Origin of the sequence: Curtobacterium sp. VKM Ac-2887, from assembly GCF_015350935.1 — a bacterium.
In the GTDB taxonomy this organism is placed as follows: Bacteria; Actinomycetota; Actinomycetes; order Actinomycetales; family Microbacteriaceae; genus Curtobacterium.
Window position 1 is genome coordinate 21,260 of record NZ_JADKSB010000024.1, and the last position, 22,464, is coordinate 43,723.

At 70.8% G+C, this 22,464-nt stretch carries 19 protein-coding genes and 1 tRNA gene; 11 read left to right on the plus strand and 9 right to left on the minus strand.

The features are described 5' to 3' along the window. Window positions 1–37: 37 nt before the first annotated feature. The 3 genes from ITJ69_RS18335 to ITJ69_RS18345 all read right to left on the minus strand — a co-directional run bounded on the left by ITJ69_RS18335 (window position 38) and on the right by ITJ69_RS18345 (window position 2,814). Window positions 38–409, minus strand: a complete 372-nt coding sequence (locus tag ITJ69_RS18335; protein ID WP_131921502.1) for a VOC family protein — start codon at window positions 407–409, stop codon at window positions 38–40. Between the two features lie 107 nt (window positions 410–516). Continuing rightward, complete coding sequence (locus ITJ69_RS18340) at window positions 517–1,224, minus strand: helix-turn-helix transcriptional regulator (RefSeq protein ID WP_194673608.1); 708 nt, start codon at window positions 1,222–1,224, stop codon at window positions 517–519. A gap of 108 nt (window positions 1,225–1,332) precedes the next feature. Then, window positions 1,333–2,814, minus strand: a complete 1,482-nt coding sequence (locus ITJ69_RS18345) for a mannitol dehydrogenase family protein (protein WP_194673619.1) — start codon at window positions 2,812–2,814, stop codon at window positions 1,333–1,335. Between the two features lie 184 nt (window positions 2,815–2,998). Between ITJ69_RS18345 and ITJ69_RS18350 the strand changes: the two genes are divergently transcribed. The 6 genes from ITJ69_RS18350 (at window position 2,999) to ITJ69_RS18375 (ending at window position 9,101) form a co-directional block, all read left to right on the plus strand. Continuing rightward, window positions 2,999–3,637 (plus strand): TetR/AcrR family transcriptional regulator, encoded by a 639-nt coding sequence (locus ITJ69_RS18350; protein WP_194673609.1) that lies wholly within the window; start codon window positions 2,999–3,001, stop codon window positions 3,635–3,637. A 75-nt stretch (window positions 3,638–3,712) separates the two neighbouring features. Next, on the plus strand, window positions 3,713–6,415 hold the full coding sequence (locus ITJ69_RS18355; protein WP_194673610.1) for an MMPL family transporter: 2,703 nt from the start codon (window positions 3,713–3,715) through the stop codon (window positions 6,413–6,415). 295 nt (window positions 6,416–6,710) lie between these two features. Continuing rightward, the gene (locus tag ITJ69_RS18360) at window positions 6,711–7,151 is read left to right on the plus strand and encodes a MarR family winged helix-turn-helix transcriptional regulator (RefSeq protein ID WP_111086213.1); all 441 of its coding nucleotides are present in this window, start codon (window positions 6,711–6,713) and stop codon (window positions 7,149–7,151) included. Window positions 7,152–7,203: 52 nt separating this feature from the next. Continuing rightward, window positions 7,204–7,416, plus strand: a complete 213-nt coding sequence (locus tag ITJ69_RS18365; protein ID WP_173169183.1) for a hypothetical protein — start codon at window positions 7,204–7,206, stop codon at window positions 7,414–7,416. A gap of 41 nt (window positions 7,417–7,457) precedes the next feature. After that, complete coding sequence (locus tag ITJ69_RS18370; RefSeq protein WP_194673611.1) at window positions 7,458–8,546, plus strand: alkene reductase; 1,089 nt, start codon at window positions 7,458–7,460, stop codon at window positions 8,544–8,546. A 396-nt stretch (window positions 8,547–8,942) separates the two neighbouring features. Beyond that, complete coding sequence (locus tag ITJ69_RS18375) at window positions 8,943–9,101, plus strand: hypothetical protein (RefSeq protein ID WP_165918777.1); 159 nt, start codon at window positions 8,943–8,945, stop codon at window positions 9,099–9,101. A 97-nt stretch (window positions 9,102–9,198) separates the two neighbouring features. On the opposite strand, the gene ITJ69_RS18380 is transcribed toward ITJ69_RS18375, so the two are convergent. The 3 genes from ITJ69_RS18380 to ITJ69_RS18390 form a co-directional block, all read right to left on the minus strand. Next, window positions 9,199–9,271: transfer RNA gene (locus ITJ69_RS18380), tRNA-Arg, on the minus strand. 110 nt (window positions 9,272–9,381) lie between these two features. Beyond that, window positions 9,382–10,167 (minus strand): dienelactone hydrolase family protein, encoded by a 786-nt coding sequence (locus tag ITJ69_RS18385; protein ID WP_194673612.1) that lies wholly within the window; start codon window positions 10,165–10,167, stop codon window positions 9,382–9,384. 28 nt (window positions 10,168–10,195) lie between these two features. After that, on the minus strand, window positions 10,196–11,617 hold the full coding sequence (locus ITJ69_RS18390) for a glucose-6-phosphate dehydrogenase (protein ID WP_194673613.1): 1,422 nt from the start codon (window positions 11,615–11,617) through the stop codon (window positions 10,196–10,198). A gap of 76 nt (window positions 11,618–11,693) precedes the next feature. Here ITJ69_RS18390 and ITJ69_RS18395 point away from each other — a divergent pair, with 76 nt between their 5' ends. The 3 genes from ITJ69_RS18395 (at window position 11,694) to ITJ69_RS18405 (ending at window position 16,243) form a co-directional block, all read left to right on the plus strand. After that, window positions 11,694–12,851 carry a Gfo/Idh/MocA family protein gene (locus ITJ69_RS18395; RefSeq protein ID WP_173169152.1) on the plus strand — a complete coding sequence of 386 codons (1,158 nt, stop codon included), beginning with the start codon at window positions 11,694–11,696 and terminating at the stop codon, window positions 12,849–12,851. Beyond that, window positions 12,848–13,771 carry a sugar phosphate isomerase/epimerase family protein gene (locus ITJ69_RS18400; RefSeq protein WP_194673614.1) on the plus strand — a complete coding sequence of 308 codons (924 nt, stop codon included), beginning with the start codon at window positions 12,848–12,850 and terminating at the stop codon, window positions 13,769–13,771. Before ITJ69_RS18395 ends, ITJ69_RS18400 begins: the two co-directional genes overlap by 4 nt. Before the next feature lie 111 nt (window positions 13,772–13,882). Next, a complete protein-coding gene (locus ITJ69_RS18405) occupies window positions 13,883–16,243 on the plus strand; it encodes a bifunctional metallophosphatase/5'-nucleotidase (RefSeq protein WP_194673615.1) in 2,361 nt (786 codons plus the stop codon). A 329-nt stretch (window positions 16,244–16,572) separates the two neighbouring features. Here the strand turns inward: ITJ69_RS18405 and efeB are convergent, their stop codons facing one another. From efeB to efeU, 3 genes are read right to left on the minus strand one after another with little or no spacing between them, the layout of a single operon-like run. After that, window positions 16,573–17,874, minus strand: coding sequence for an iron uptake transporter deferrochelatase/peroxidase subunit (efeB, locus tag ITJ69_RS18410; RefSeq protein ID WP_194673616.1), 1,302 nt, complete (start codon window positions 17,872–17,874; stop codon window positions 16,573–16,575). Further along, window positions 17,871–19,091 carry an iron uptake system protein EfeO gene (gene efeO, locus ITJ69_RS18415; RefSeq protein ID WP_194673617.1) on the minus strand — a complete coding sequence of 407 codons (1,221 nt, stop codon included), beginning with the start codon at window positions 19,089–19,091 and terminating at the stop codon, window positions 17,871–17,873. Before efeO ends, efeB begins: the two co-directional genes overlap by 4 nt. Continuing rightward, window positions 19,078–20,673, minus strand: coding sequence for an iron uptake transporter permease EfeU (efeU, locus tag ITJ69_RS18420; RefSeq protein WP_194673618.1), 1,596 nt, complete (start codon window positions 20,671–20,673; stop codon window positions 19,078–19,080). The genes efeO and efeU overlap by 14 nt, the downstream gene beginning before the upstream one ends. 69 nt (window positions 20,674–20,742) lie before the next feature. On the opposite strand from efeU, the gene ITJ69_RS18425 reads away from it, so the two are divergent. Both ITJ69_RS18425 and ITJ69_RS18430 read left to right on the plus strand, forming a co-directional pair. After that, window positions 20,743–21,528: a trimeric intracellular cation channel family protein gene (locus ITJ69_RS18425; RefSeq protein WP_123291876.1), complete on the plus strand. Its 786-nt coding sequence runs from the start codon at window positions 20,743–20,745 to the stop codon at window positions 21,526–21,528. 258 nt (window positions 21,529–21,786) lie between these two features. After that, complete coding sequence (locus ITJ69_RS18430; RefSeq protein WP_159573171.1) at window positions 21,787–22,395, plus strand: TetR/AcrR family transcriptional regulator; 609 nt, start codon at window positions 21,787–21,789, stop codon at window positions 22,393–22,395. Window positions 22,396–22,464: the final 69 nt, after the last annotated feature.

The following is a 22,464-nucleotide window of genomic DNA, read 5'->3' on the forward strand; positions in this document are numbered from 1 at the left end:
TGCACTCGATTCTGTCAGTGACTGACAGAATACACGGTCAAGCGGGGCGGCTGAAGAGGTTCACGAGGTTGCCGTCAGGGTCACGGAACAGCGCCGACCGGTTGCCCCAAGGCATCGTCGTCGGCGGCAGCACCACGTCGTCGATGGCACCACGCAACCCCGCGAACGCGGCGTCGACGTCGTCCACCACGAACTCGAGGAACACCCCGCCGTTCGTGCGGGGCTCCGGCGCGGCCGGTCCGAGCATCGCCACGGTCGCCGGGGTCGCGAGGGCGAGCACGGCGCCGCCGGTCACGATCTCGGCGAAGACGGGTGCGGGCCGCCGCGCCTCGGTCCCGGTGACGCGTTCGTAGAACCGCACCATCCCGTCGAGGTCGTCGGTGATGATCCGGATGGATGCGAACTGCATGGGAAGCCCTCCTGGCCGGCCACCGTGACCGGACTCGTCGAGCATGCGCGACCACCGCGACACCGTCCTGTCGGTGTTTCGGCGAGTGAGCAGGCGGATCTGGCGGTTCAGTCCCCGAGCAGGTCTCCGAGCACGGGGCGCAGGACGCCGTGCGGGATGTCGAGTTCGTCGAGGTGGACCACCCGGGGCGGAGCCTGTTCGTCGGTCTCCTCGACCGCCAGCACCCGGTCTCCGCGGAAGGCCCGGACGCCGTCGCGCAACCGGCACCACGCGACCAGGTACCAGTCCTCGCCCTTCCCGATGTACCCGAGCGGCTCGACGACGCGATCGGTCTCCGCGCCCGCTGCGTCGCGGTACCGCATCCGGACGACGCGCCCGCCCGTCAGCGCACCGGCGAGCGCCGTGGGAGCCGGCGTGCGCTCCCCCGACTCGAGCAGGTGCACGCGGCTCGCAAGTCGCGCTGCCCGTCGGGCGTCGTCCTCGGCGAGCACCGCGGTGACCTTGCGGGCAGCGCTGCGCGCCGCGTCGCGGAACGGGCTGGAGCCGAGCGTGCCGAGGCCGATCGCCACCGCGAGCGCTTCGTCAGCGGTCAGTCCAAGCGGCGGGAGCGTCGCACGGACGTCGATCGTGTACCCGCCGGTCCGCCCCGGCTCGGCCCAGATCGGCACCCCGGCTTGCTGCAGGGACAGCAGGTCCCGCTCGACCGTGCGCACACTGACTCCGAACCGCTCGGCGAGTCGTCGCGCGCTCCGCAGCGCGGGCGCCGCGGCGCGGAGCTCCTCGACGAGCGCGTACAGGCGGTCGGTCCGGTTCACGACGCGACCCTAGCCCGTGACGCGACCGGGCACCGGACGGGAGGCGCGGTGCCAGCTGGCACCGGGCCTCCCGTCCGCCGTCTGGTCACGCGCAGGGCGCGACTCGCGTCAGGAACGCGACAAGCGTTCGACCGTGGCGTGGGCGCCGTCGGCGATGAGCCCGTCGAGGGCGTCGCGGTACGCCGCGACGAACCGGTCGTCGTCGATCAGGTCGCCGAAGACCTGCCGGTTCGCGATGAAGGCGAGCCGGTCGTCGCGCTGGGTGAGGGCGATGCGGTGCAGCGGTTCGGCCAGGCGGTCGACGATCTGGATCGGCTCGCCGGACTCGTCCGTGCCCTCGTCGTAGCGCGCCCACGACGCGACGATGCCGGCGGACAGCGTGACGGGCCGGCCGGCGGCGAGGTTGTCGCGGACCACCGGCAGCAGCCACTTCGGGATCCGGTCGCTCGACTCGGCACAGAGCCGGGCCAGGGTGTCGCGGACCTCGGGGTTCTGGAAGCGCTCGATGAGGGTGGACTTGTAGTCCTCGAGGTCGATGCCGGGCACGGGGTGCAGGGTCGGCGAGCCCTCTTCGTCCATGTAGCGGCGCAGGAACGTGGCGATCGCCGGGTCCTGCGTGGCCTCGTGCGCGTAGCGGTACCCCGAGAGGTACCCGAAGTAGCACAGGCCCTGGTGCGAGGCGTTGAGCAACCGGAGCTTCATCAGCTCGTACGGCTCGACGTCCTCGACGATCTGCACGTCGGCGTCCTGGTACGGCGGACGGCCGGCGGGGTGGTCGTCCTCGAGCACCCACTGGAAGAACGGTTCGGCGACGACGGGCCAGGCGTCCTCGATACCGAGCTCGTCGCGGACCCAGGCGCGGTCCTCGTCGGCGGTGACCGGGGTGATGCGGTCGACCATCGAGTTCGGGAACGACACGTGCTCGTCCATCCAGTCGGCGAACGTCGGGTCCTGCAGGCGTGCGTAGGCGGTGAACATGTCGCGGGCGACGTGGCCGTTGCCCTGGATGTTGTCGCAGGACATCACGGTGAACGGCTGCTCGCCGCGGTCACGCCGTCGGCGCAGGGCTTCGACGACCAGGCCGAACACCGTGCGGGGCGGTCCGTCGCCGCGCAGGTCGGCCGCGACGCCGGGCTCGTCCGCGACGAACTCGCCGGTGACGTGGTCGAAGTTGTAGCCACCCTCGGTGATGGTCAGGCTGACGATCCTGGTGTCCGGGTGCGCCATCTTCTCGACGACGGCGTCCGGGTCGTCGACGGCGAGCAGGTAGTCGACGATGCTGCCGACGACGCGGGACTCGCGGGTGCCGTCGGGGTGTTTGAGGACGAGCGTGTAGAGCCCGCCCTGCTCCGCCATGGCCGTGGCCATCCGGCGGTCCTGCTCGAGGACACCGACGCCGCAGATGCCGTACTCGCGCGCCTCGCCCTGCTGGAGCAGCCGGTCGATCACCATCGCCTGGTGCGCGCGGTGGAAGCCGCCGACGCCGAAGTGCACGATGCCGGCGGTGATCCCGCTGCGGTCGTAGGTCGGGACGGCGACACCGCTCGCGGCGATCTCGTCGAGGGTCTCCGGGGACAGGCGGACGGGCATCGGGTACTCCTTCGTACGGCGGTCGTTCTGGTGGTCGCGCCGCCGGTCGCACCGGCGGTCGTGCTGGGTGCAGTCAACCATGCGCACATCTGTTCAGAACCGAGTTTCCACCGCGGGGTACGAACCTGAAGATGTACTCCTGGTCGTTGCACCGAGTGCATCGATGCACCTAGTGTTCTCATTCGTGACCCTCACGACCGACCGCCGCGCCGCCCTCAAGGCGAAGCACCGTGCGGCGATCCTGCAGGCCGCACGCGACCTGGTCGACGAACGCGGCGGCCGTGAGTTCAGCGTCGACGACCTGGCAGCACGGGCCGACATCGCGCGGCGGACGGTGTTCAACCACTTCGCCTCGCTCGACGAGGTCCTGCTGGCCGTGTGCGAGCAGGAACTGTCCGTGATCATCGACCGGTTCCTGGTCGACATGGCGCGGACGCCGATCGGTGACGGCAGCCGGGCCTCGATGTTCGACGAGCTCGAGTCCGCCGCACGCGGAGCCGACCTGGCAGCCGCGATCTCGAGCATGTACCGGATCCTCGGCGACCCGGGCAAGGACGACCCGAAGGCCGCGGTCCTCACCCAGACGGCGTTCTCGCGGGTCACCGAACGACTCCGCGACGAGGTCGCACGCCGCTACCCGGCGGCGGATCCCCTCGACGCCGCCCTGCTCGTCGAGTCGCTCATGAGCGGCATCGTCGTGATCGCGGAACACTGGCTGGCCACCTCCGGCCCCGCGATCGACGAGCAGTCCGTCGCCGACTGGGACGCCCTGCTGGCACGACTCGTGCACAGCGTCCGCAGCGGCTACATGCCCACCGACTGACACTTCCCTCCCCAGGGGTCCACCGGCGCACCCCGCTCCACACAGCACCTGCAACGAAAGGAACGGGGCAACCGCATGGCCGGTCTCCTCTACCGTCTCGGACGGTTCTCCGCACGACGCCACTGGCTCGTGATCATCACCTGGGTGGTGATCATGGCCGTCGCCGGCGTCACCTACAGCCTGTTCTCGGGCACGATCTCGTCGGCGATCTCGATCCCGAACACCAAGACCAGTCAGGTGCAGGACGAGCTCGCCGACAAGTTCCCGTCGGCGAACGGCGGCAACGGCACGATCGTCTTCGAGACGACGAACGGCAAGGCGTTCACCGACGCGCAGAAGTCGGAGGTCGCGGACTTCCTGACCAAGGTCGAGAAGCTCGACGGCGTCAAGGGCGCGACGAGCGGCTTCGACACCCAGGACCAGCTCGACGAGCAGCGCCAGAAGATCGTCGACGGCCGCAAGGAGATCACCGACGGCCGCGCGAAGCTCGAGACCGGCCAGGACCAGCTCGACGCCCAGAAGGCGCAGCTGACCTCCGGCAAGCAGCAGATCGAGGACGCCCAGGCGCAGCTCGACGCCCAGAAGGCCCAGGGCGAGGCCGCCGGCGCAGCGCTCCCCGCAGCGCAGGCGCAGGCCGCAGCGGCGCAGCTCCAGCAGGCGCAGGCCCAGATCGACGCCCAGCAGGCGCAGATCGACGCCGGTGAGCAGCAGATCGCCGACGCGCAGAAGACGATCGACGCCAACACGAAGAAGCTCGACGACAGCGCCGACGAGCTGGAGCAGGGCTCGAAGCTCCTCGACCTGTCGAAGGACGTCCGCTTCGTGTCGTCGAACGGCAGCGCCGCCATCGGCACGGTCCAGTTCACGAAGTCGACCTACGAGGTCCCCGCCGACACGAAGACCGCCATCGCGGACGACGCCGACTCGGCCGACATCAGCGGTGTGAACGTCTACGTGTCGAACGACATCGCGCAGGGCGTGCCGTCGATCCTCGGCCCGGGCGAGATCGTCGGCGTCATCATCGCCGCGCTCGTGCTCTTCCTGATGCTCCGCACCGTCATCGGTGCGGCGATCCCGCTCGTCAGCGCCGTGCTCGGCGTCGGCGTGGCGTCACTTGCCTCGCTGTCGTTCTCCGGCCTGGTCGAGTTCATCTCGGTCACGCCGGTGCTGGGGGTGATGTTGGGCCTGGCGGTCGGCATCGACTACTCGCTCTTCATCCTGAACCGACACCGCACCCAGCTGAAGCAGGGCATGCAGGTGCACGAGTCCATCGGCCTCGCGAACGGCACCTCGGGCAACGCCGTGGTGTTCGCCGGTGCGACCGTCATCGTCGCGCTGCTCGCGCTGAACATCACCGGCATCCCGTTCCTCGGGCTCATGGGCACGGTCGGTGCGGTCGCGGTGTTCTTCGCGATCCTCATCGCCACCTCGTTCACCCCGGCGCTGCTCTCCCTGATCGGGATGCGGATCCTGCGGAAGAAGGAGCGCGCGAAGATCGGCAACACCGGCTCGACCCGGGTGCCGAACAAGCCGATGAAGACCTGGCGCGCGATCGTCACGCTCGTCGCCGGTGTCGCCGTGCTCGGTGTCATCGCACTCCCGGCGACGCAGATGCGCCTCGGCCTGCCGACCGGTGCGTCCGAGTCCGTCGACTCGAGCCAGTACAAGGCGTACAAGGCCCTCGACGAGGAGTTCGGTGCCGGCCAGAACGGCCCGCTGCTCGTCGTCGCGACCCTGCCGGAGTCGATCAGCAAGTCCGACGTCACCGCGACCGAGGTCACCATCGGCGAGGCCCTGGCGAAGAACGACGACGTCAAGGCCGTCCTGCCGATCGGTACCTCGTCGGACCGCGACATCATCGCATTCCAGGTGAAGCCCGGCGGCGGTCCCGACAGCATCTCCACCGAGAGCCTGGTCAAGGACCTGCGCGAGCAGACCGTCACGACCGACGACGGCACGGTCACGCTCGGTGTCGCGGGCAACGCGTCCGCCAACATCGACGTGTCCGAGAAGCTGTCGAACGTCCTGCCGCTCTACCTCGTGGTGGTCGTCGGCCTGTCGCTCATCATCCTGATCATCGTGTTCCGGTCCTTCCTGGTCCCGATCACGGCGACGGCGGGCTTCATCCTGTCCGTGATGGCGTCGTTCGGTGGCCTGACCGCGATCTACCAGTGGGGCTGGCTCGGCTCCGTGTTCGGCGTGCACGACCCGGCGCCGATCCTGAGCTTCCTGCCCATCATCGAGATCGGCATCCTGTTCGGTCTGGCGATGGACTACCAGCTGTTCCTGGTGTCCGGCATGCGTGAGGCCTACGCCCACGGCGCCTCGGCGAAGGTCGCGGTCCAGCGCGGGCTGCACGCCGGTCGCGCGGTGGTCACGGCAGCGGCGATCATCATGATCTCGGTGTTCGCGGGCTTCATCTTCTCGGACTCCTCCACCATCAAGCCGATCGGCTTCGGGCTGGCGTTCGGTGTGCTCATCGACGCGTTCGTCGTCCGCATGCTGCTGATCCCGGCCGCGATGCACCTGCTCGGCCAGAGCGCGTGGTGGTTCCCGAAGTGGCTCGACCGGATCGTGCCGGACGTCGACGTCGAGGGCGCGAAGCTCGAGCGGTCGCACCCGGTCGCCGGTCAGCCGGGCCAGCCGGGCCAGCCCGGCCAGCCCGGCCAGCCCGGTCAGCCCGGCCACGAGGAGGCCCACACGGGGTCGCACGCCCTTCCCGTGGCGCCGGATGCCAACGCGCACGAGTCGGGGCACCCGCCCGCGCACCGCGCGTAGTCGACGCACCCAGCCTGGAGGCCCGGGGCCGGTCCACGAGACCGGCCCCGGGCCTCCCGTGCGTGCGCCCACCCCGCGCGACCGGACGCATGCGTCCGCACCTTCCGACGATCCACCCGTTGATCGACGCGTGGAACGTCGGAACATGCGCACGCACCTGATGTGTCAGCATGGTGCGACAGAACACGCGTTGATCGACTGGTGTTCTGTCGGATCCTGCTCACGCATGGAAGCGCCCGCGCGGCATCGTGAGAGGACCCCGGAACACTTCGTGGGCGAACGGTATCGTGGGCGCATGACCTCCGCACCCGACCCGCTCGCGCTCGACCGGCAGCTCTGCTTCGCCCTCGCGGCCACGAGCCGGAGCGTCATCGGGCTGTACCGCGACCTGCTCGAACCGATGGGCCTGACGCATCCGCAGTACCTCGTGATGCTCGCACTCTGGGAGCAGGACCCCCGGTCGGTGCGCGAGATCGCCGGCGAACTGCGGCTCGACTCGGCCACCCTCAGCCCATTGCTCAAGCGACTCGAGGCCTCCGGCTACGTCCGCCGGACCCGCAGCGCCGCCGACGAACGGCAGCTCGAGGTCTCGCTCACCACGGCCGGGCGGGCCCTGCGCGACCGCGCACGAGCGGTCCCCCTGGCGGTCGCGGACCGGCTCGGATGGCCACTGGAACGCCTCGAAGCGCTCAAGGACGACCTGACGGAACTGCTGGAGCGGGTCGACCAGGTGTGATCCCGGGGCCGATGGTGCCATAATGGTTCGTGCACGAACGAAAGGACGCACCGTGGGGCGCTTCGGCAAGTGGTACGAACGGTGGAACACGACGCTCATCAACAAGATGGGACCGTCGCAGATCGGCGCCGGACACCCCGAGGGGGTCGACGACCGGTCAGTGGACCGCGGCTGCCCGATCTGCGGCAAGCCCCTCTCCCTGCACCAGGTGATCCGCCCCGAGGGCCAGGTCCGTTCGTCGACCCTGGTCTGCCCGCGCGACTGACGGCGGGAATTGCACCGAGCAACACGACGTTCCACTCCCTCGTGAAGCTCTTCGAACCCACCTCCTTCGGCGCCCTGCGCCTGTCGAACCGCGTCGTCATGGCCCCCCTCACGCGCACCCGCGCCGGTGAGCACGGCATCCCGAACGACCTGCTCGTCGAGCACTACCGTCAGCGTGCGGGCCTCGGCATGATCATCACCGAGGGCACCTGGCCCGTGCAGGAAGGCCGCTCCTACCCCGGGCAGCCGGGCATCGAGACCGACGAGCAGATCGCCGGCTGGCGCCGCGTCGCCGACGCCGTGCACGCCGAGGGCGGCACCATCGTGATGCAGCTCATGCACGGTGGCCGTGTCTCGCACCCCGACATCTCGCAGACGCCGCGCATCGTCGCCCCGAGCGCCATCGCCGCCCCCGGTCAGACCCACACCGCGACCGGCAAGGCCGACATGCCCGTCCCCCACGAGCTGACCACCGCCGAGGTGCAGGACGCCGTGCAGGGCTTCGCGCAGGCCGCCCGCAACGCCATCGCCGCCGGACTCGACGGCGTCGAGGTCCACGGCGCCAACGGCTACCTGGTGCACGAGTTCATGTCCCCGGTGTCGAACACCCGCACCGACCAGTACGGCGGCTCCCCCGAGAACCGCGCCCGCTTCGCGATCGAGGTCACGACCGCCGTCGCCGAAGCCGTCGGCGCGGACCGCACCGGCATCCGCCTGTCGCCCGAGCACGGCATCCAGGGCGTCATCGAGGACGACGCGGCCGACGTCCGCGCGACCTACACCGCGATCGCCGAGGGCCTCGCGCCGCTCGGACTCGCCTTCATCGACGTCCTGCACGCCGAGCCGACCGGCGATCTAGTGCAGCACGTCCGCCGCACCGCGGGTGCACCGTTCGTGGTCAACTCCGGCTTCTCGGCGCTGACCACACGCGACGAGGCCATCGCACTCGTCGACGCCGACCACGCCGACGCCGTCGCCGCTGGCCGCCCGGCCATCGCGAACCCGGACCTCGCCCACCGCTGGGAGCAGGACGCGGAGCTGAACGAGCCCCGCCCCGAGCTCTTCTACGGCGCGGGCGCCGAGGGCTACACCGACTACCCGTCGCTGGCCGAGGTGCGCGCGACCGTCTGACGCTGCGCGCGGATCCACGACACGCGGCGCGCTGCGCGTCGAGGTTCCACGACACCCCGCGTGCGTTCCGTCGAGGTTCCGATCAGGACGGCGCGTGCCCGCGAGGTTCCGAGATCTCGGAACCCCACGGGGTGGGGGCGAGCGAACGACGGACGGGAGGCCCGTGGCGAGACCGCCACGGGCCTCCCGTCCGTCCCGGGGATGGTTCCGATGCGTGACGTGCTTCTCGCAGGATCGTGGCAGTGCCGCGCGCTTCGTGAGCAGAAATGGTCGGGTCCCGCCGACGAACCCGACCATTTCTGCTCACGAAGTCGGCCCGACTGATCAGCAGCGCCACCAGCGGGTGCGCACCGAGGGCCGCGAACACCGACCTCGTCGTCGTGCTTCACTCGGACCATGACCACGACCACCGTCCTCGCCTCCTGTGCCGTGGGAACCGTCGAGTGCCACGACACCGCGTCGATCGACCTGCTTCCCCTGCTCGCCGTCGTCGGGCTCGTCGTCGTGGCGCTGGTCGTACTGGGGATCGCGCTGCTCGGGCGTCAGCGCCGGTGAAACACGACTCGCGCACGAACCACCAACGACGAAGGGCCCCGGCGGAATCCGCCGGGGCCCTTCGTCTGTTCGGTGTCATGCCGTTCAACCGGCACTGTGCGCTCGAAGGGACTCGAACCCCCAACCTTCTGATCCGTAGTCAGATGCTCTATCCATTGAGCTACGAGCGCGTGGCCTTGCGGCCGTGGAAGACTCTACAACAGCTCCGGCCCGGGCGCCAATCGAGGCCGCCCGGCGGCTCCACCCGGCGTGTCGCGAGGGGACAGCCGAGCCCCCGACGTCACAGCGCCGCGGCCTCCTCGCCGAACACCTCGGCCAGGAACACCCGCAGCGCCTGCCACGATCGGCGATCGGCGCGCTCCTGGTACTGGGCGCCGTGGTCGGGCGCGTCGGTCCCCGGCACGGCGAACGCGTGCATGGCACCCGCGTAGGTGACGACCTGCCAGTCGACGCTGGGCTCGGTGCGCATCTCGTCCTGCCAGGCGTGCACGGCGTCGTCGGGCACGACCGGGTCTGCTCCCCCGGTCAGCACGAGCAACTTCGCCTGGATCGCCGAGGCGTCGGCGGGGTCGTGCGTGATGAGGCCGCCGTGGAACGACACCGCACCGACGAGGTCCGCTCCGGTTCGCGCGAGCTCGATCGCGGTGGAGCCGCCGAAGCAGTAGCCGATGACGACGATGCGGGCGAGGTCGACGTCGGGGTCCTGTCGCAGCCGCTCGAGTCCGGCGGTCGCACGTGCCCGGAGCAGCGGCAGGTCCTGGTAGTACGACCCGGCGACCTGGCCGGCGGTGTCGTCTCCGGGCCGCACGCCGGCACCGTAGATGTCCGCGCCGAACGCCACGTAGCCGAGGCGGGCGAGCATCGTCACGCGCGCTTCGACGTGCTCGTTCACGCCGTGCCAGTCGTGCACGACCAGGACGGCCGGGCGGGGTCCGGCCACGGCAGCGTCCTTCGCGAGCACGCCGAGCAGGTCGGTGCCCTCGTGGTCGTAGTGGACGGGCTCGACACGGATGTCGGTGCCGGCGGGTTCGGGAACGGTCTGCAGGACGTCGTCGATGGTGGTCACGTCGTCCGACGCTACGCCGCCGTCCGGCTCAGGCGTCGATGTTGTCCCAGTCCGCAGGACCGCTCGACCCGGCCGGGTACTCGTCGAGCGGCGTCGTGCCGGCCTTCCACGCCTCGAGGAACGGTCCGACGACCTTCCAGCCCTGCACGGCACTGTCACCGCGGACCGACAGCGTCGCATCGCCCTCGAGCACACCGGCCAGGACCTCGCCGTAGGCGCTGAGTCGTCCGGGGTTGAACGTCGTCTCGAGACTCGTGCGGTCGATCGTGTACGGGTCGCCGGGGCCGTTGACGTTGAGCTCGAGCTGCATCTCGTCCGGGGCGATCCAGATCCGGAGCCGGTCCGGGTGGGCGGCGCCGGACAGGCCGACGGGCACCTGCGGGGAGTCCTTGAACGTGATGACGATCTCGCGGCGCTGCTTCGCGAGCGCCTTGCCGGAACGCAGCGTGAAGGGGACGCCGGCCCATCGCCAGTTCGCGATCTCGAGGGTCAGCTGGGCCAGGGTCTCGGTGCCGAGCGACGGGTCGACCCCGTCCTCGTCGGCGTACGACGGCAGCTTGCGGTCGCCGACCGTGCCCGCGGTGTACCGGGCGCGCTTGCCGGCGGCGACGACGTCCCCGCCCCACGGCCGCACGGCGCGCAGCACGAGTTCCTTCTGGGTCCGCAGGTCGTCGGCGTCGATCGACGCCGGCGCCTCCATGGCCACGACGGCCATGACCTGGAGCAGGTGGCTCTGGATCATGTCGGTGAGGGCGCCGGCCTTGTCGTAGTAGCGGGCGCGTCCCTCGAGCCCGAGGGTCTCGTCGTACACGATGTCGACGCGTTCGACGTGCTGCGAGGACAGCAGGGGCTCGATGATGCGGTTCGCGAAGCGCAGCCCGATCAGGTTGAGCACCGTCGAACGCCCGAGGAAGTGGTCGACCCGGTGGATCCGCTCCTCGGGGATGAACGAGTGCAGCAGGTCGTTCAGGTGCTCGGCGCTGGCGGCGTCGGTACCGAACGGCTTCTCGAGCGCCAGGCGGGTGCGCTTCGGCAGGTCGAGGTGGGCGAGCTGTTCGCAGCTCTTCTCGGTCACGGCCGGGGGCAGCGCGAAGTAGATCGCGGGGTCGTGGTCGCAGGCCCCGAGCAGCGCGCGCAGGTCGTCGGCGCTCGTGACGTCGGCCTTGCGGTACGAGGACGCGTCGATCACGGCCTGCAGCCGCTCCGACAGCGACGACTCGCCCTCCGCCCCTTCGTCGCCCTCGTTCTTCGACGCCTGCGCGTTCTCGAAGGACTCGCGCACCTGCGCCTTCCAGTCGGCGTCGGAGAGCTCCTCGACACCCGCCCCGATGAGCTGGACGTCCCAGTCGTCCTTGACCTCGAGCAGGGTCGCGAGACCCGGCAGGAGCAGGCGCTTGGACAGGTCGCCGCTGGCTCCGAGGATGAGCAGGCTGGTCTGGAGGCTCGACATGCCTCCGACCGTACTCATCGGCCCCGGTGGACGGCCGGGCCGCTACGGTGGTGACAGTTCGGCGCGAGGGAGCACCATGAGCAGTGGGTACGAAGGACGACGCCTCCGCGTCGTCGTGATCGGCACCGGCATGATCGCGGGGGTCCACGCCCGCGCGGCCCGGGCCGCTGGTGCCGAGGTGCTCGGGGTGCTCGGCCGGAACGCATCGCGCTCCGAGCAGGTCGCGGCGCAACTCGACCTGCCTCGTGGGTACGCCTCGCTCGACGACGTCATCGCGGACGCCCCCGACGTCGTGCACATCTGCACGCCGAACGACCAGCACCACCCGCAGGCGATGGCGGTCATCGCCGCGGGCATCCACGTGGTGTGCGAGAAGCCCCTCGCGATCGACCCGGCGCAGGCCGCCGAACTCGTCGCCGCGGCGGCGGACGCCGGTGTCGTCGCCACGGTGCCGTTCGTGTACCGCTACCACCCGATGATCCGTGAGATCCGCGCGCGCATCGCCGACGGCGACCTCGGTCGACTGCTCGCCGTGCACGGCCACTACCTGCAGGACTGGATGCTCGACGAGGACGCCTCGAGCTGGCGGGTCGACCCGACCTCGAGCGGGTTGTCCCGCGCGTTCGCCGACATCGGCTCGCACTGGTGCGACCTGGTCGAGTTCGTCACCGGTGAGCGCTTCGCCTCGGTGTCCGCGGCGACCGACATCGTCTACCCGACCCGCCCCGCGGCCTCGGGGCCGTCGTTCTCCGGCTCGCCGGACCCCGACCCGGTCGCCGACGCCGCGGAACGGGCCGAGGTCACCACCGAGGACACCGCGGTCGCGACGTTCCGCACCGGCACCGGGCGCATCGGCAACGTGGTGATCTCGCAGGTGGCGTCCGGTCGGAAGAACCGCCTGTGGTTCGAGGTCGACGGCACCCGGGGCAGCGCCGCCTTCGACCAGGAACAGCCCGAGTCCGCGTGGTTCGGCAACGAGCGTGGTGCGCAGATCGTCGTGCGCGACCCGTCGCAGGGGTACCCGGACCAGCGGCGTCTGGCGATCGTGCCGTCCGGGCACCCGCAGGGCTACCTCGACGCCTTCGCCGCGTTCGTCGCCGACACCTACACCGCGGTCCGCACCGGTGTGGCCCCCGACGGCCTGCCGACCTTCGCGGACGGCGCACGTTCCGCCGACATCATCGACGCCGTGATCACCAGCGCGGCCGAGACCACGTGGCGGGAGATCCGGTGAAGCTCGGCATGCTGACGGCCTGCCTGCCCGGCTGGACCCTCGACCGCATCGCGGCCTTCGCTGCCGAGCAAGGGTACGAGCGGCTCGAGGTCGGCGTGTGGCCCGGCACTGGTGGCCGCGACTTCGAGGCGGCGCACCTGCCGGTGGCGACGTTCACCGACGAGGACGCTGCGGCGACCCGTGACCTGCTCGACCGCACCGGTCTCGAGATCTCGGCGCTCGCGTACTACGAGAACAACCTGCACCAGGACCTCGACCGCCGCGAGGAGATCCGCACCCACCTCAAGCACGCGATCGATGCCGCACAGGTGCTCGGCGTGCCGTACGTCGGCACGTTCATCGGCCGTGACATGAGCCGCAGCGTCGTCGACAACATGCGGATCGGCGACCGAGTGCTCCCCGAGCTCGTCGACTACGCCGGCGAGCGCGGCGTGCGGTTGATCATCGAGAACTGCGTGATGGAGGGCTGGCACCCGGACGGCTACCCCGGCAACCTGGCGTACTCCCCCGAGCTCTGGGGTTGGGTCACCGGCCTCGGCTTCGGTCTGAACTGGGACCCGTCGCACCTGACCTGGATCGGCATCGACCCGGTCGAGACGATCCTGCCGTTCGCCGAGCACATCGTGCACGCGCAGGCGAAGGACCTCGAGCTGTTCCCCCGGGAGCGCAACGAGTACGGCTTCTTCGGCAAGGTCGACAAGGGCGGCGACCCGTGGGACATGGGCTGGTGGCGCTTCCGGGTGCCGGGCCGTGGCGTCGTGGACTGGCCGCACGTCGTCGACCGCCTGTACGAAGCGGGGTTCGACGGCACCCTGTCGGTCGAGCACGAGGACCCGCTCTGGGGCGGCACCGACGAGAAGGTCCTCGAGGGGCTGCGCATCGCCCACCGCACGCTCCGCCCCCTCATCGCCGCGGAGTGACGGCACGTCGAGCAGCACGCAGCACGACGGGTGTTGCTCATGTGAACGTCGTGTGACGACTTCGACCCGACACTGGCGGGTCGGCTGTGCGTCCTCATAGGTTCTCCGACGATGAACCTCCACTCCTCTCCGCGCCGCCGACGGCGCATCATCAGCGGCGCGGCCTTCGCCACCGCGGGTGTGCTCGTCGCACTGTCCGTCCCCTCCACCGCCGTCGCCGCCGAGGGCGACACGACGATCGACATCATCGACGTCAACGACTTCCACGGCCGCATCGAGTCCGAGGGCACCGCCGTCGACAAGGCCGCCGGTGCCGCCGAGCTCGCCGGTGTCGTGCAGTCGTACCGCGAGGCCAACCCGAACACGATCTTCGCCAGCGTCGGCGACAACGTCGGTGCCTCGACGTTCACCTCGCTGATCCAGCAGGACGCCCCGACGATCGATGCGCTCAATGCCATGGACCTCGACGTCAGCGCGATCGGCAACCACGAGCTCGACAAGGGCCAGGACGACCTGACCGGGCGCATCGAGGACCGGGCCGACTGGCCCTACGTCTCGGCGAACATCGTCAAGCAGGGCACGACCGACCCCGCGTTCGAGCCGTACTCCATCGTGGAGAAGGGCGGCGTGAAGGTGGGCTTCATCGGCGCGACCACCGAGGACCTCATCCCGGGGCTCGTCAGCCCCGGCGGTGTCGAGGGCCTCGCGATGGCCCCGATCGTCAGCCAGGTCAACAAGTACGCCGACCAGCTCACCGACGGTGTCGACGGCAACGGCGAGGCCGACGTGCTCGTCCTGCTGGTGCACGAGGGTGCTCCCACGAACGCCCTCGCCGACGCGACCGGGTCCGGCGTGTTCGGCACGATCACCTCGGGCGTCTCGTCGAAGGTGTCCGCGATCGTCTCCGCACACACCCACGCGACCTACAACCACCAGATCGCGGGTCCCGACGGTACGACCCGCCCGGTGATCCAGACCGGTTCCTACGGCGTGAACTACGGACACCTGCAGCTCACCGTCGACGCCGACAAGCAGCTCACCGGCATCACGTCCGAGGTCAAGTCGGTCAACGGTGAGAACCGCGTGCCGGCCGACTCCACCTCGGTGGACGCGGTGGCCGACATCGTGACGGCTGCGAAGGCCGTCGCCGACGTCGAGGGCAGCAAGAAGCTCGGCGAGATCACCGGCGACCTGCGTCGTGCGGTGCAGTCGGACCGCACGACCGAGAACCGCGGCGGCGAGTCCGTCCTGGGCAACTCCATCGCCGAGGTGCAGCGCTCCGCGACCGAGCGCAACGGCTCGCAGATCGCCTTCATGAACCCCGGCGGGCTGCGCACGGACATGGTCTACGCGTCGAGCGGTGCCGGCGACCCGGACGGCACGGTGACCTACAAGGAGGCCGCGCTCGTCCAGCCGTTCGCGAACACCCTCGTCACCGAGGACATGACCGGCCAGCAGATCAAGGACGCCCTCGAGCAGCAGTGGCAGCCGGACGGCCTGCCGCGTCCGTTCCTCAAGCTCGGCGTCTCGGACGGCTTCGCGTACACCTACGACCCCGCGAAGGGCCGTGGCGAGCGCATCACCGGCATGACCTTGAACGGCGAGTCGATCGCCCTCGACGACACCCTCAAGGTGACGGTCAACTCGTTCCTGTCGACCGGTGGCGACAACTTCGCCGCCTTCGCGACCGGCGCGAACATCGCCGACTCGGGCCAGGTCGACCTGCAGGCGCAGGTGGACTACTTCCTGGACAACCCGACGGTCACCCCGCCGTCCGACCAGCGTGCCGTCGGCACCACGGTCACGCCGACCCCCGAGGGCGGGTTCCAGCCCGGCGACGAGATCACGATCGACCTGTCGTCGCTCGTGTTCAGCAGCGACGACCCCGCTGCAGCCGGCACCGTGTCGGTGAGCGCCGGTGACGTCGAGCTCGCCACCGCCGAGATCGACCCGACGATCGTCGACACGAACGACGAGCAGGGTCGTGCGACGCTGACCTTCGCCGTGCCGACCGTCGAGTCGTCCGCCGACGCAGCGACGGTCCGGACGGCTGCACGTGCCGCCGCGACGACGGACGAGCCCCTCGTCGTCACCCTGCCGGGCGGCCAGACGATCACGCTCGCCGTGACCATCCCGCTCGCCGCGGCCGTCGACCCGACGGACCCGACCGAGCCCACGGACCCGACCGACCCCACGGACCCGGCTGACCCGGGCGCGGGCAACGGGGACGCCCCGGGTGCCGGCAACGGCAACGGCAACGGCAACGCTCCGGGAACGGACACGGGCACCGGCACGGACCTGGCGGGCGACCCGTCCGACTCGACGAACGCCGGCGGTGACCTCGCCTACACGGGCGCGGACCTGACGGTGCCGGGGATCGCAGCGGGTCTGCTCCTGCTGGCGGGCATCACCGCACTCGTCGCCGTGCGTCGGAAGCGCGCACGGACCGACGCGAGCGTCCAGACGGACTGACACCGCGCCTCCCGTCCGACACGAACGGGCCGTCTCACCACCGTGAGGCGGCCCGTTCCGTCACGCCGGGAGGCACGGATCGCGTCCGGCGCGCACCGCGCGCCGATCCGCTGCCGCGCTCCCTGTCCCATAGCGGCGCTCGCACTGCGGATCCGGGGACCGGCGGGGTACTCTCGGGGCTGTCGCATCGCGACGCGTCGCGCCGGGTCGCCTCTCAGGTCGGCGGTGGTTCCGTTCGACGAGACCCCGCGGCGCGGGTGCCCTCCGCCTCCAGGGAAACGGCGGAGGGCGCCCTCTCCCCCAGCGGCGTCAGCGCGCTCCGGACACCGTCAGCGGAACAGCTGCTCGCCGATGTACGACCCCTTGCGCGGTGCCGGCGGGATCGCGAACACCGCGGACCCGATGTGCGAGATGTACTCGTTCAACCGGTCCGAGGCGCCGAGCTTCCGCTGCAGCCGGGTGAAGTGCTCCGGGTCGTTCATGTACGCCAGGAACAGCAGCCCGGCGTCGAGCTGGCCGTACTCGTTGAGGCCGTCGGTGTAGTTGTACGGACGACGCAGGATCTTCACGCCGCCGTTCGCCTCGTGGGCGGCCAGGGCGATGTGGGACGTCGCGTCGATCTTCGTGGCACCGTCGCCGTCGGTCGCCGCGAAGTCCGGCGTCGTGTGCTCGGTCCCACCGGACAACGGTGCGCCCTCGATCTTGGTCCGACCGAACACGCGCTGCTGGTCGCTGACGACGTCGGCGTCCCAGATCTCGATGTTCATCCGGATCTTCCGCACCACCTGGTAGGTGCCGCCGGTCATCCACGCCGCACCGTCGCCCGGGTCGTCGACCCACACGAAGCGGTCGTGGTCCTCGTCCGTCGTGATGTTCCTGGTGCCGTCCTTGAAGCCCATCAGGTTGCGCGGCGTCGTCTGGTGCGGGCCGGCCGACGCACGACCGAAGCCGAGCACGGTCCACCGCACGGTCGCCGTCCCCCGCGCCATCCGGGCCAGGTCGCGGACCGCGTGGTACGCCACCTGCGGGTCGTCGGCGCAGGCCTGCAACGACAGGTCGCCGCCGGTTAGTCCGGCCTGCAGGTTGTCGCTCGGCAGCCGAGGCACGTCGGCGAGGTCCGCCGGACGCTTGTCGGCCAGACCGAAGCGTTCGTCGAACACGCCGGGGCCGAACCCCACCGTGACCGTCAGGGACGCCGGGCCGAGGTCGAGCGCCTCACCGGTGTCCGCGCCGACGCCGTCACCGTGCGCGGGCTCGACGCTGCCGACGGTCTTGCCCGCCTGCAGCTGCGCGATCGCCGCGGACCAGCGGGCGAGGAGCACCTGCAGCTCGGTCGCGACGCTGGTGGACAGGTCGAAGGTCATGAACACGCAGTACCGCTGGGGGGCGGTCTGCACCCCGCCCTGCGGCTGCCGTGCGGCGGTCGCGTAGAACGGGTGGCTCTGGGACAGGTCGATGGACTCGTCACCGTTGGCGGCCGCCGTGAACGGGTTGACCCCCGTCGCGACCGTCGCGCCGCCGATGCCGACCGCGGCGCCCGCCCCGGCTCCGGCCGCGGCGAGTCCCGCGCCGAACAGCCCGCGCCGGGAGACCCCGGTACGGGCTGCGCGGTCGTCGTCGGGCTGCGTCACGCGGTGGCGACCTTCTCGGCGAGGCGGGACAGCGGGTCCTGCAGGGCCTGGATCTGCTGCGAGATGCGGTTCGCGTCGGACTTCTTGGTCGCCGCGTCCCACGTGTCGAAGCCGCCGAGGTCGTCGGCGTTGCGGTAGCCGTCCATCATCGTGTTCGTCGCGTCGAACTGCTTCGCGATCTGATTCGTCAGGGTCGGGTCGAGCTTCGTCAGGCCCGGCTTGAGGTACGCGAAGGCCTGACGGGCACCCTCGACGTTGGCGGCGAGGTCGACGAGGTCGATGTGGCTGTACGCCTCTTCCTCACCGGTGACCTTGTTCGACTGGACCTCCTCGAGCAGGCCGGCGGCGCCGTTCGCCAGGTCCTCGGGCTTGTAGTCGAGCGTCGGGACGAGCTTCGCGAGCAGCTGCACGTTCTCGGTCAGGTCGGCCGCGGTCTTCTTGGTCGACGCGGTGATCTCCCCCGCCTGGAACAGGTCCTTCTCGACGGCGTGGAACCCGCTCCAGCCGACGGCCGGGTCGAGGTTCGAGGCGCGCATGTCGATCAGGTAGTCGAGGTTGCCGGCGTTGTCGGTCGCCTTGTGGCCCTTCTTGACGAAGCCGTCGACGTCGCTCTCGACGTGCTCGTAGAACGGGCGGGCGTTCGCGTAGTCGGTCTTCGCGGCGTCGAGGTCGCCGGCGTCGACGTCCTTCTGCAGGAGTTCGACCGCGGTGACCATGTCGGTGACCTGGCCGTCGACGTAGTCGGCGTAGCCCTTCGTGCCCTCGTCGAGCAGGGTGGCGGCGCTGCTGTTCGCGGTCGAGGTGACCTTGCCCGTGACCGTGAAGTCGGTGAGCTCGGTGTCGGCCCCGGGGCAGTACACCTGGTACTTCCCACCGGTCAGGGTCGCGGTGAACTGCACGGCGTCGAGGCCGGGTGCGAGGTTCTCCTTCTCGCCCAGGATCCGCTGGTCCTGCAGCAGTTCGACCTCGGTGATGGCGGTCGAGGACTCGTTCTTCACCGAGAACGTGACCGGCCCGGCGGGGACCTTCGTCTCGGAGACCTTGCACTGGTCCGAGCCGTCGTTCGTCAGGGTGATGGTGACGCGCGAGACCTTCGCGGCGTCGGTGGAGCTGTCGGAGGCACCGTAGGAGCTCGCGCAACCGGTCAGTGCGAGGGCGGTGACGACGCCGAGGGCGCCGAGGGTGATCAGGGGTCGAACGGGCTTACCGAACGGCATAGTCGTTGCTCCTTGCAGGGTCCCCGGCGGGTGGGCCGCGTGTCGGGACGGTTTCGGGGGTGGGGTTCACGGGTGCCGTCCGACGACGGCGGTCACGGAGCGCGAGCAGCGCCTGGGCGGCGGCTGCGACGCCGAGGGCGATCGGCAACCATGCCTTCCAGAGCAGCAGCTCGGCAGCCCGCGTGTCCGCGGTCGCCACCGCAGTGGCGGACCGCTCGACGCGGGAGTCGGGGACGGACCACACGGAGCGGTCCAGGGTCGTGGTGCGGGCGGACGGGAGGCCCCCACCGCTCAGCGTCAGCACGGTGCGTTCGTCGCGGGTGGCGTCCAGGACCCCACCACGGACCGTCCAGAGGGTCACGGTGTCGCGCACCGCCCAGCGGGCGGTGAACGGACCGGGGTTCGTCGACGGCGAGACGCCGACGGGGATCCGGCCGAACAGGTCGACGAGGTCGTCGAGCGTCAGCGTCGCCGGGCGGTCCGCGGCGGTGGCCGACGTGCGGATCCGCCACCGGTCGGCGGCCACGCCCGCGCGGGTCACGCGGCGGTGGGCCGATGTCGGCAACGTCAGCCGTGCCTCCTGGCCGGTGGTGGTGCCGGCGACGCGCAGGACGCCGGACGCGCCGTGGACGTCCGCCGAGACGGAAGTGGCGTCCCCGCTGACCGCAGCGGTGCGCGGCAGGTCGACCCCGCCCGTCGGCACGGCGATCGCCAGTGCTGCGGCGGCGACCGCGAGCGCACCGGCGACCGTCGCGCGGATCGCGGGGACGCGTGCAGCCAACGGACGCCAGGCGCGGGGCCAGAGCGTCAGGGCGAGGACGGGCACGACGTAGAGGACCCAGCCGAGCACCTCGATCACCCGGGGATCCGGCGGGATGCCGAGCACGCCCGTGACGAGCGCACCCTGCACCGAGCCGTTCGGGGCGAGCCAGGACAGGTCGACGGTCCGCTGCTGCCCGATGACGATCCACCCGGCCTCGTGCGCGCGCCGGAGCACCGTCAGCACGAGCCCGCCGGCGACGAACACCAGGAAGACGCCGGTGCCGGTGAAGAACTTCGACAGGTTCAGCCGGACGCCGCCGGTGTAGATGCCGTAGCCGATGACGACGGCGCCCGCGATGCCGATGACCGCGCCGAGGGCGGCGAGACCGGTGTCCGACGACGCCTGGAAGGTGGCGAGGAGGAAGACCGCGGTCTCGAAGCCCTCCTTGAGCACGGCGAGGAAGGCCATGCCGGCCAGTGCCCACGCGGTACCGCGGCCGAGCGCCTCGGTCGCGCTCGCCTCGAGTTCCTTGGTCAGGGTGCGCGCGTGGGTGCGCATCCAGACGATCATGCCGGTGACGAAGACCACGGCGACGATGCCGATGATCGCCTCCATGCCCTCCTGCTGCGCCTGCGGCAGGGCCTGCTCGACGACCTGCAGGCCGAACCCGACGCCGATGCTGAGCACGACGGCGACCCCGACGCCGAACCACATGGGGGCGAGGGGGACACGGTTGCGACGCAGGAACGCGGCGATGATGCCGACGATGAGCGTCGCTTCGAGGCCTTCACGGAGGCCGATGACGAGAGTGGCGAGCATGACGTAGGTGAGGCTAACCTAACCGCCGTTCGGCCCGCCAGTCGTTCGGCGTGGGGTTTGATGGTTCTCATGAACCTGCTGTCCGTCGATGGCCTGGCGTCGGTCACGAACGTGCTCGACCTCGCCGGGGTGTTCGCGTCCGCCCTCCTCGGTGGATCGATCGCCCGCGCGATGGACTTCGACCTGTTCGGGTTCCTGGTCGTCGGCTTCGTCTCGGGGCTCGGCGGCGGCATGCTGCGCGACACCCTGCTGCAGAACGGCCCCCCGGTCGCACTCGTCGACCCGCTCTACGTGCCGGTCGCCCTGGCCGGGGCACTCATCGCCTTCTTCGTGTCGTTCTCCGAGATCACCTGGGACCGGTTGTTCACCGTGCTCGACGCCGCGGTGATCGGGTTCTGGGCGGTGGTCGGGGTGCAGCGCACCTACGACGCCGGCTTGGAGTGGCCCGCCGCGATCATCATGGGGACGATCACCGCGGTGGGCGGCGGCGCGATGCGGGACCTGCTGCTGCGCCGGGTGCCCGCGGTGTTCGGTGGGAACGCGCTGTACGCCACCGTGGCCGTCGCGGCGTCGGTGGTCATGGTCGTCGCGTCCGCCCTCGGGTCGCCGTCGATCGGGATCGTGGCCGCGATCGCGCTGTCGCTCGGTCTGCGCTGGGGTGCGGTCCGCCGCGGCTGGGGACTGCCCAACGGTCGTGACTGGCAGCCGAAGTCGACGCTCGGCTCGCTGCTGCGGCGCGGGCGGAGCCTGCGACCCGACGCGCTCCGGCTGCTCCGACGCCCCGGACGGCGGACGGGAGCGGGCAGTGTCCGCGAAGAACACGACACGGCAACGGATTCCTCGTTCGACGACTGAGGGGTGTCATCTGTCGGTGCTCCGGCGTAGCATCCCTACCGTCGGGTATCGACCCGGCTCATGTCGTCCGCACCGAACCGACGCGACCCGAACGCGCCGGTTCCGCGCAGACGTGGTGATGGGGGCTTCGCTGATGCCGCGCGTGATCAGACGCGCGGCGCGGCAGGTCTCCCACCCCAAACTCGCCCGCCCCAAGCTCGCCCGCCCCCAGCTCGCCCGCCCGGGTTCCAGCCCCGGTGCCCCGCCCCGGCAGGAACGATGAACGACGACGTCTCCGACTCCCCCACGCCGCGGACACCACGGGCCGAGGTCCGAGAACGTCTGCTCATCGCCGGCGCTGCCGTCTTCGCCGAACAGGGCGTGCACGGAGCCCGTCTCGACGAGGTCGCCGCACGCGCCGGGTTCAGCAAGGGCGCGGTCTACTCGAACTTCTCGTCGAAGGAGGACCTGCTCGCGCAGGTCATGCAGCGCGGGACGAACCTGGTGCTCGGGTCGCTGCAGGAGCTCATCCGTGCCGACATCGCCGCGGCGGACATCGCGGACGTCGTGCGGGCAGCCTTCGGACGGCACGACCAGCGCGCGCAGTTCGCCCTGCTGTCGGAGTTCCGCGCCTACGCGATCCGACACACCGATCTGCTGCCCGAGTTCGTGCGGCAGCGACGGGTGCTGCAGGACGGCGTGCACGAGCTGGTGCGACTGTGGTTCGGGGCGCACCCGGAGGTCGACGCCGGCATGCCGCTCGACGCCTTCGCCACGGCGCTCGTCGCCGCCAACGTCGGGGTCGTGTTCGACGGGCCTGCGCTGCCGGGGGTCGACCCCGGCGAGGTCATCGCCGCCCTGGTCGAGGCGGTCGTCCGCCGCCGCTGACCGGGCGCGGCGCGGCGCGGCGGCGCACGGCGCGGCGCGGCGCGGCGGCGCACGGCGCGGCGCGGCGCG

Coding starts and splice junctions, on each gene's coding strand:
- ITJ69_RS18335 (WP_131921502.1), bottom strand. CDS start 409: ATGCAGTTCGCATCCATCCGGATCATCACCGACGACCTCGACGGGATG.
- ITJ69_RS18345 (WP_194673619.1), bottom strand. CDS start 2,814: ATGCCCGTCCGCCTGTCCCCGGAGACCCTCGACGAGATCGCCGCGAGC.
- ITJ69_RS18355 (WP_194673610.1), top strand. CDS start 3,713: ATGGCCGGTCTCCTCTACCGTCTCGGACGGTTCTCCGCACGACGCCAC.
- ITJ69_RS18360 (WP_111086213.1), top strand. CDS start 6,711: ATGACCTCCGCACCCGACCCGCTCGCGCTCGACCGGCAGCTCTGCTTC.
- ITJ69_RS18375 (WP_165918777.1), top strand. CDS start 8,943: ATGACCACGACCACCGTCCTCGCCTCCTGTGCCGTGGGAACCGTCGAG.
- ITJ69_RS18390 (WP_194673613.1), bottom strand. CDS start 11,617: ATGTCGAGCCTCCAGACCAGCCTGCTCATCCTCGGAGCCAGCGGCGAC.
- ITJ69_RS18395 (WP_173169152.1), top strand. CDS start 11,694: ATGAGCAGTGGGTACGAAGGACGACGCCTCCGCGTCGTCGTGATCGGC.
- ITJ69_RS18405 (WP_194673615.1), top strand. CDS start 13,883: ATGAACCTCCACTCCTCTCCGCGCCGCCGACGGCGCATCATCAGCGGC.
- efeO (WP_194673617.1), bottom strand. CDS start 19,091: ATGCCGTTCGGTAAGCCCGTTCGACCCCTGATCACCCTCGGCGCCCTC.
- efeU (WP_194673618.1), bottom strand. CDS start 20,673: ATGCTCGCCACTCTCGTCATCGGCCTCCGTGAAGGCCTCGAAGCGACG.
- ITJ69_RS18425 (WP_123291876.1), top strand. CDS start 20,743: ATGAACCTGCTGTCCGTCGATGGCCTGGCGTCGGTCACGAACGTGCTC.
- ITJ69_RS18430 (WP_159573171.1), top strand. CDS start 21,787: ATGAACGACGACGTCTCCGACTCCCCCACGCCGCGGACACCACGGGCC.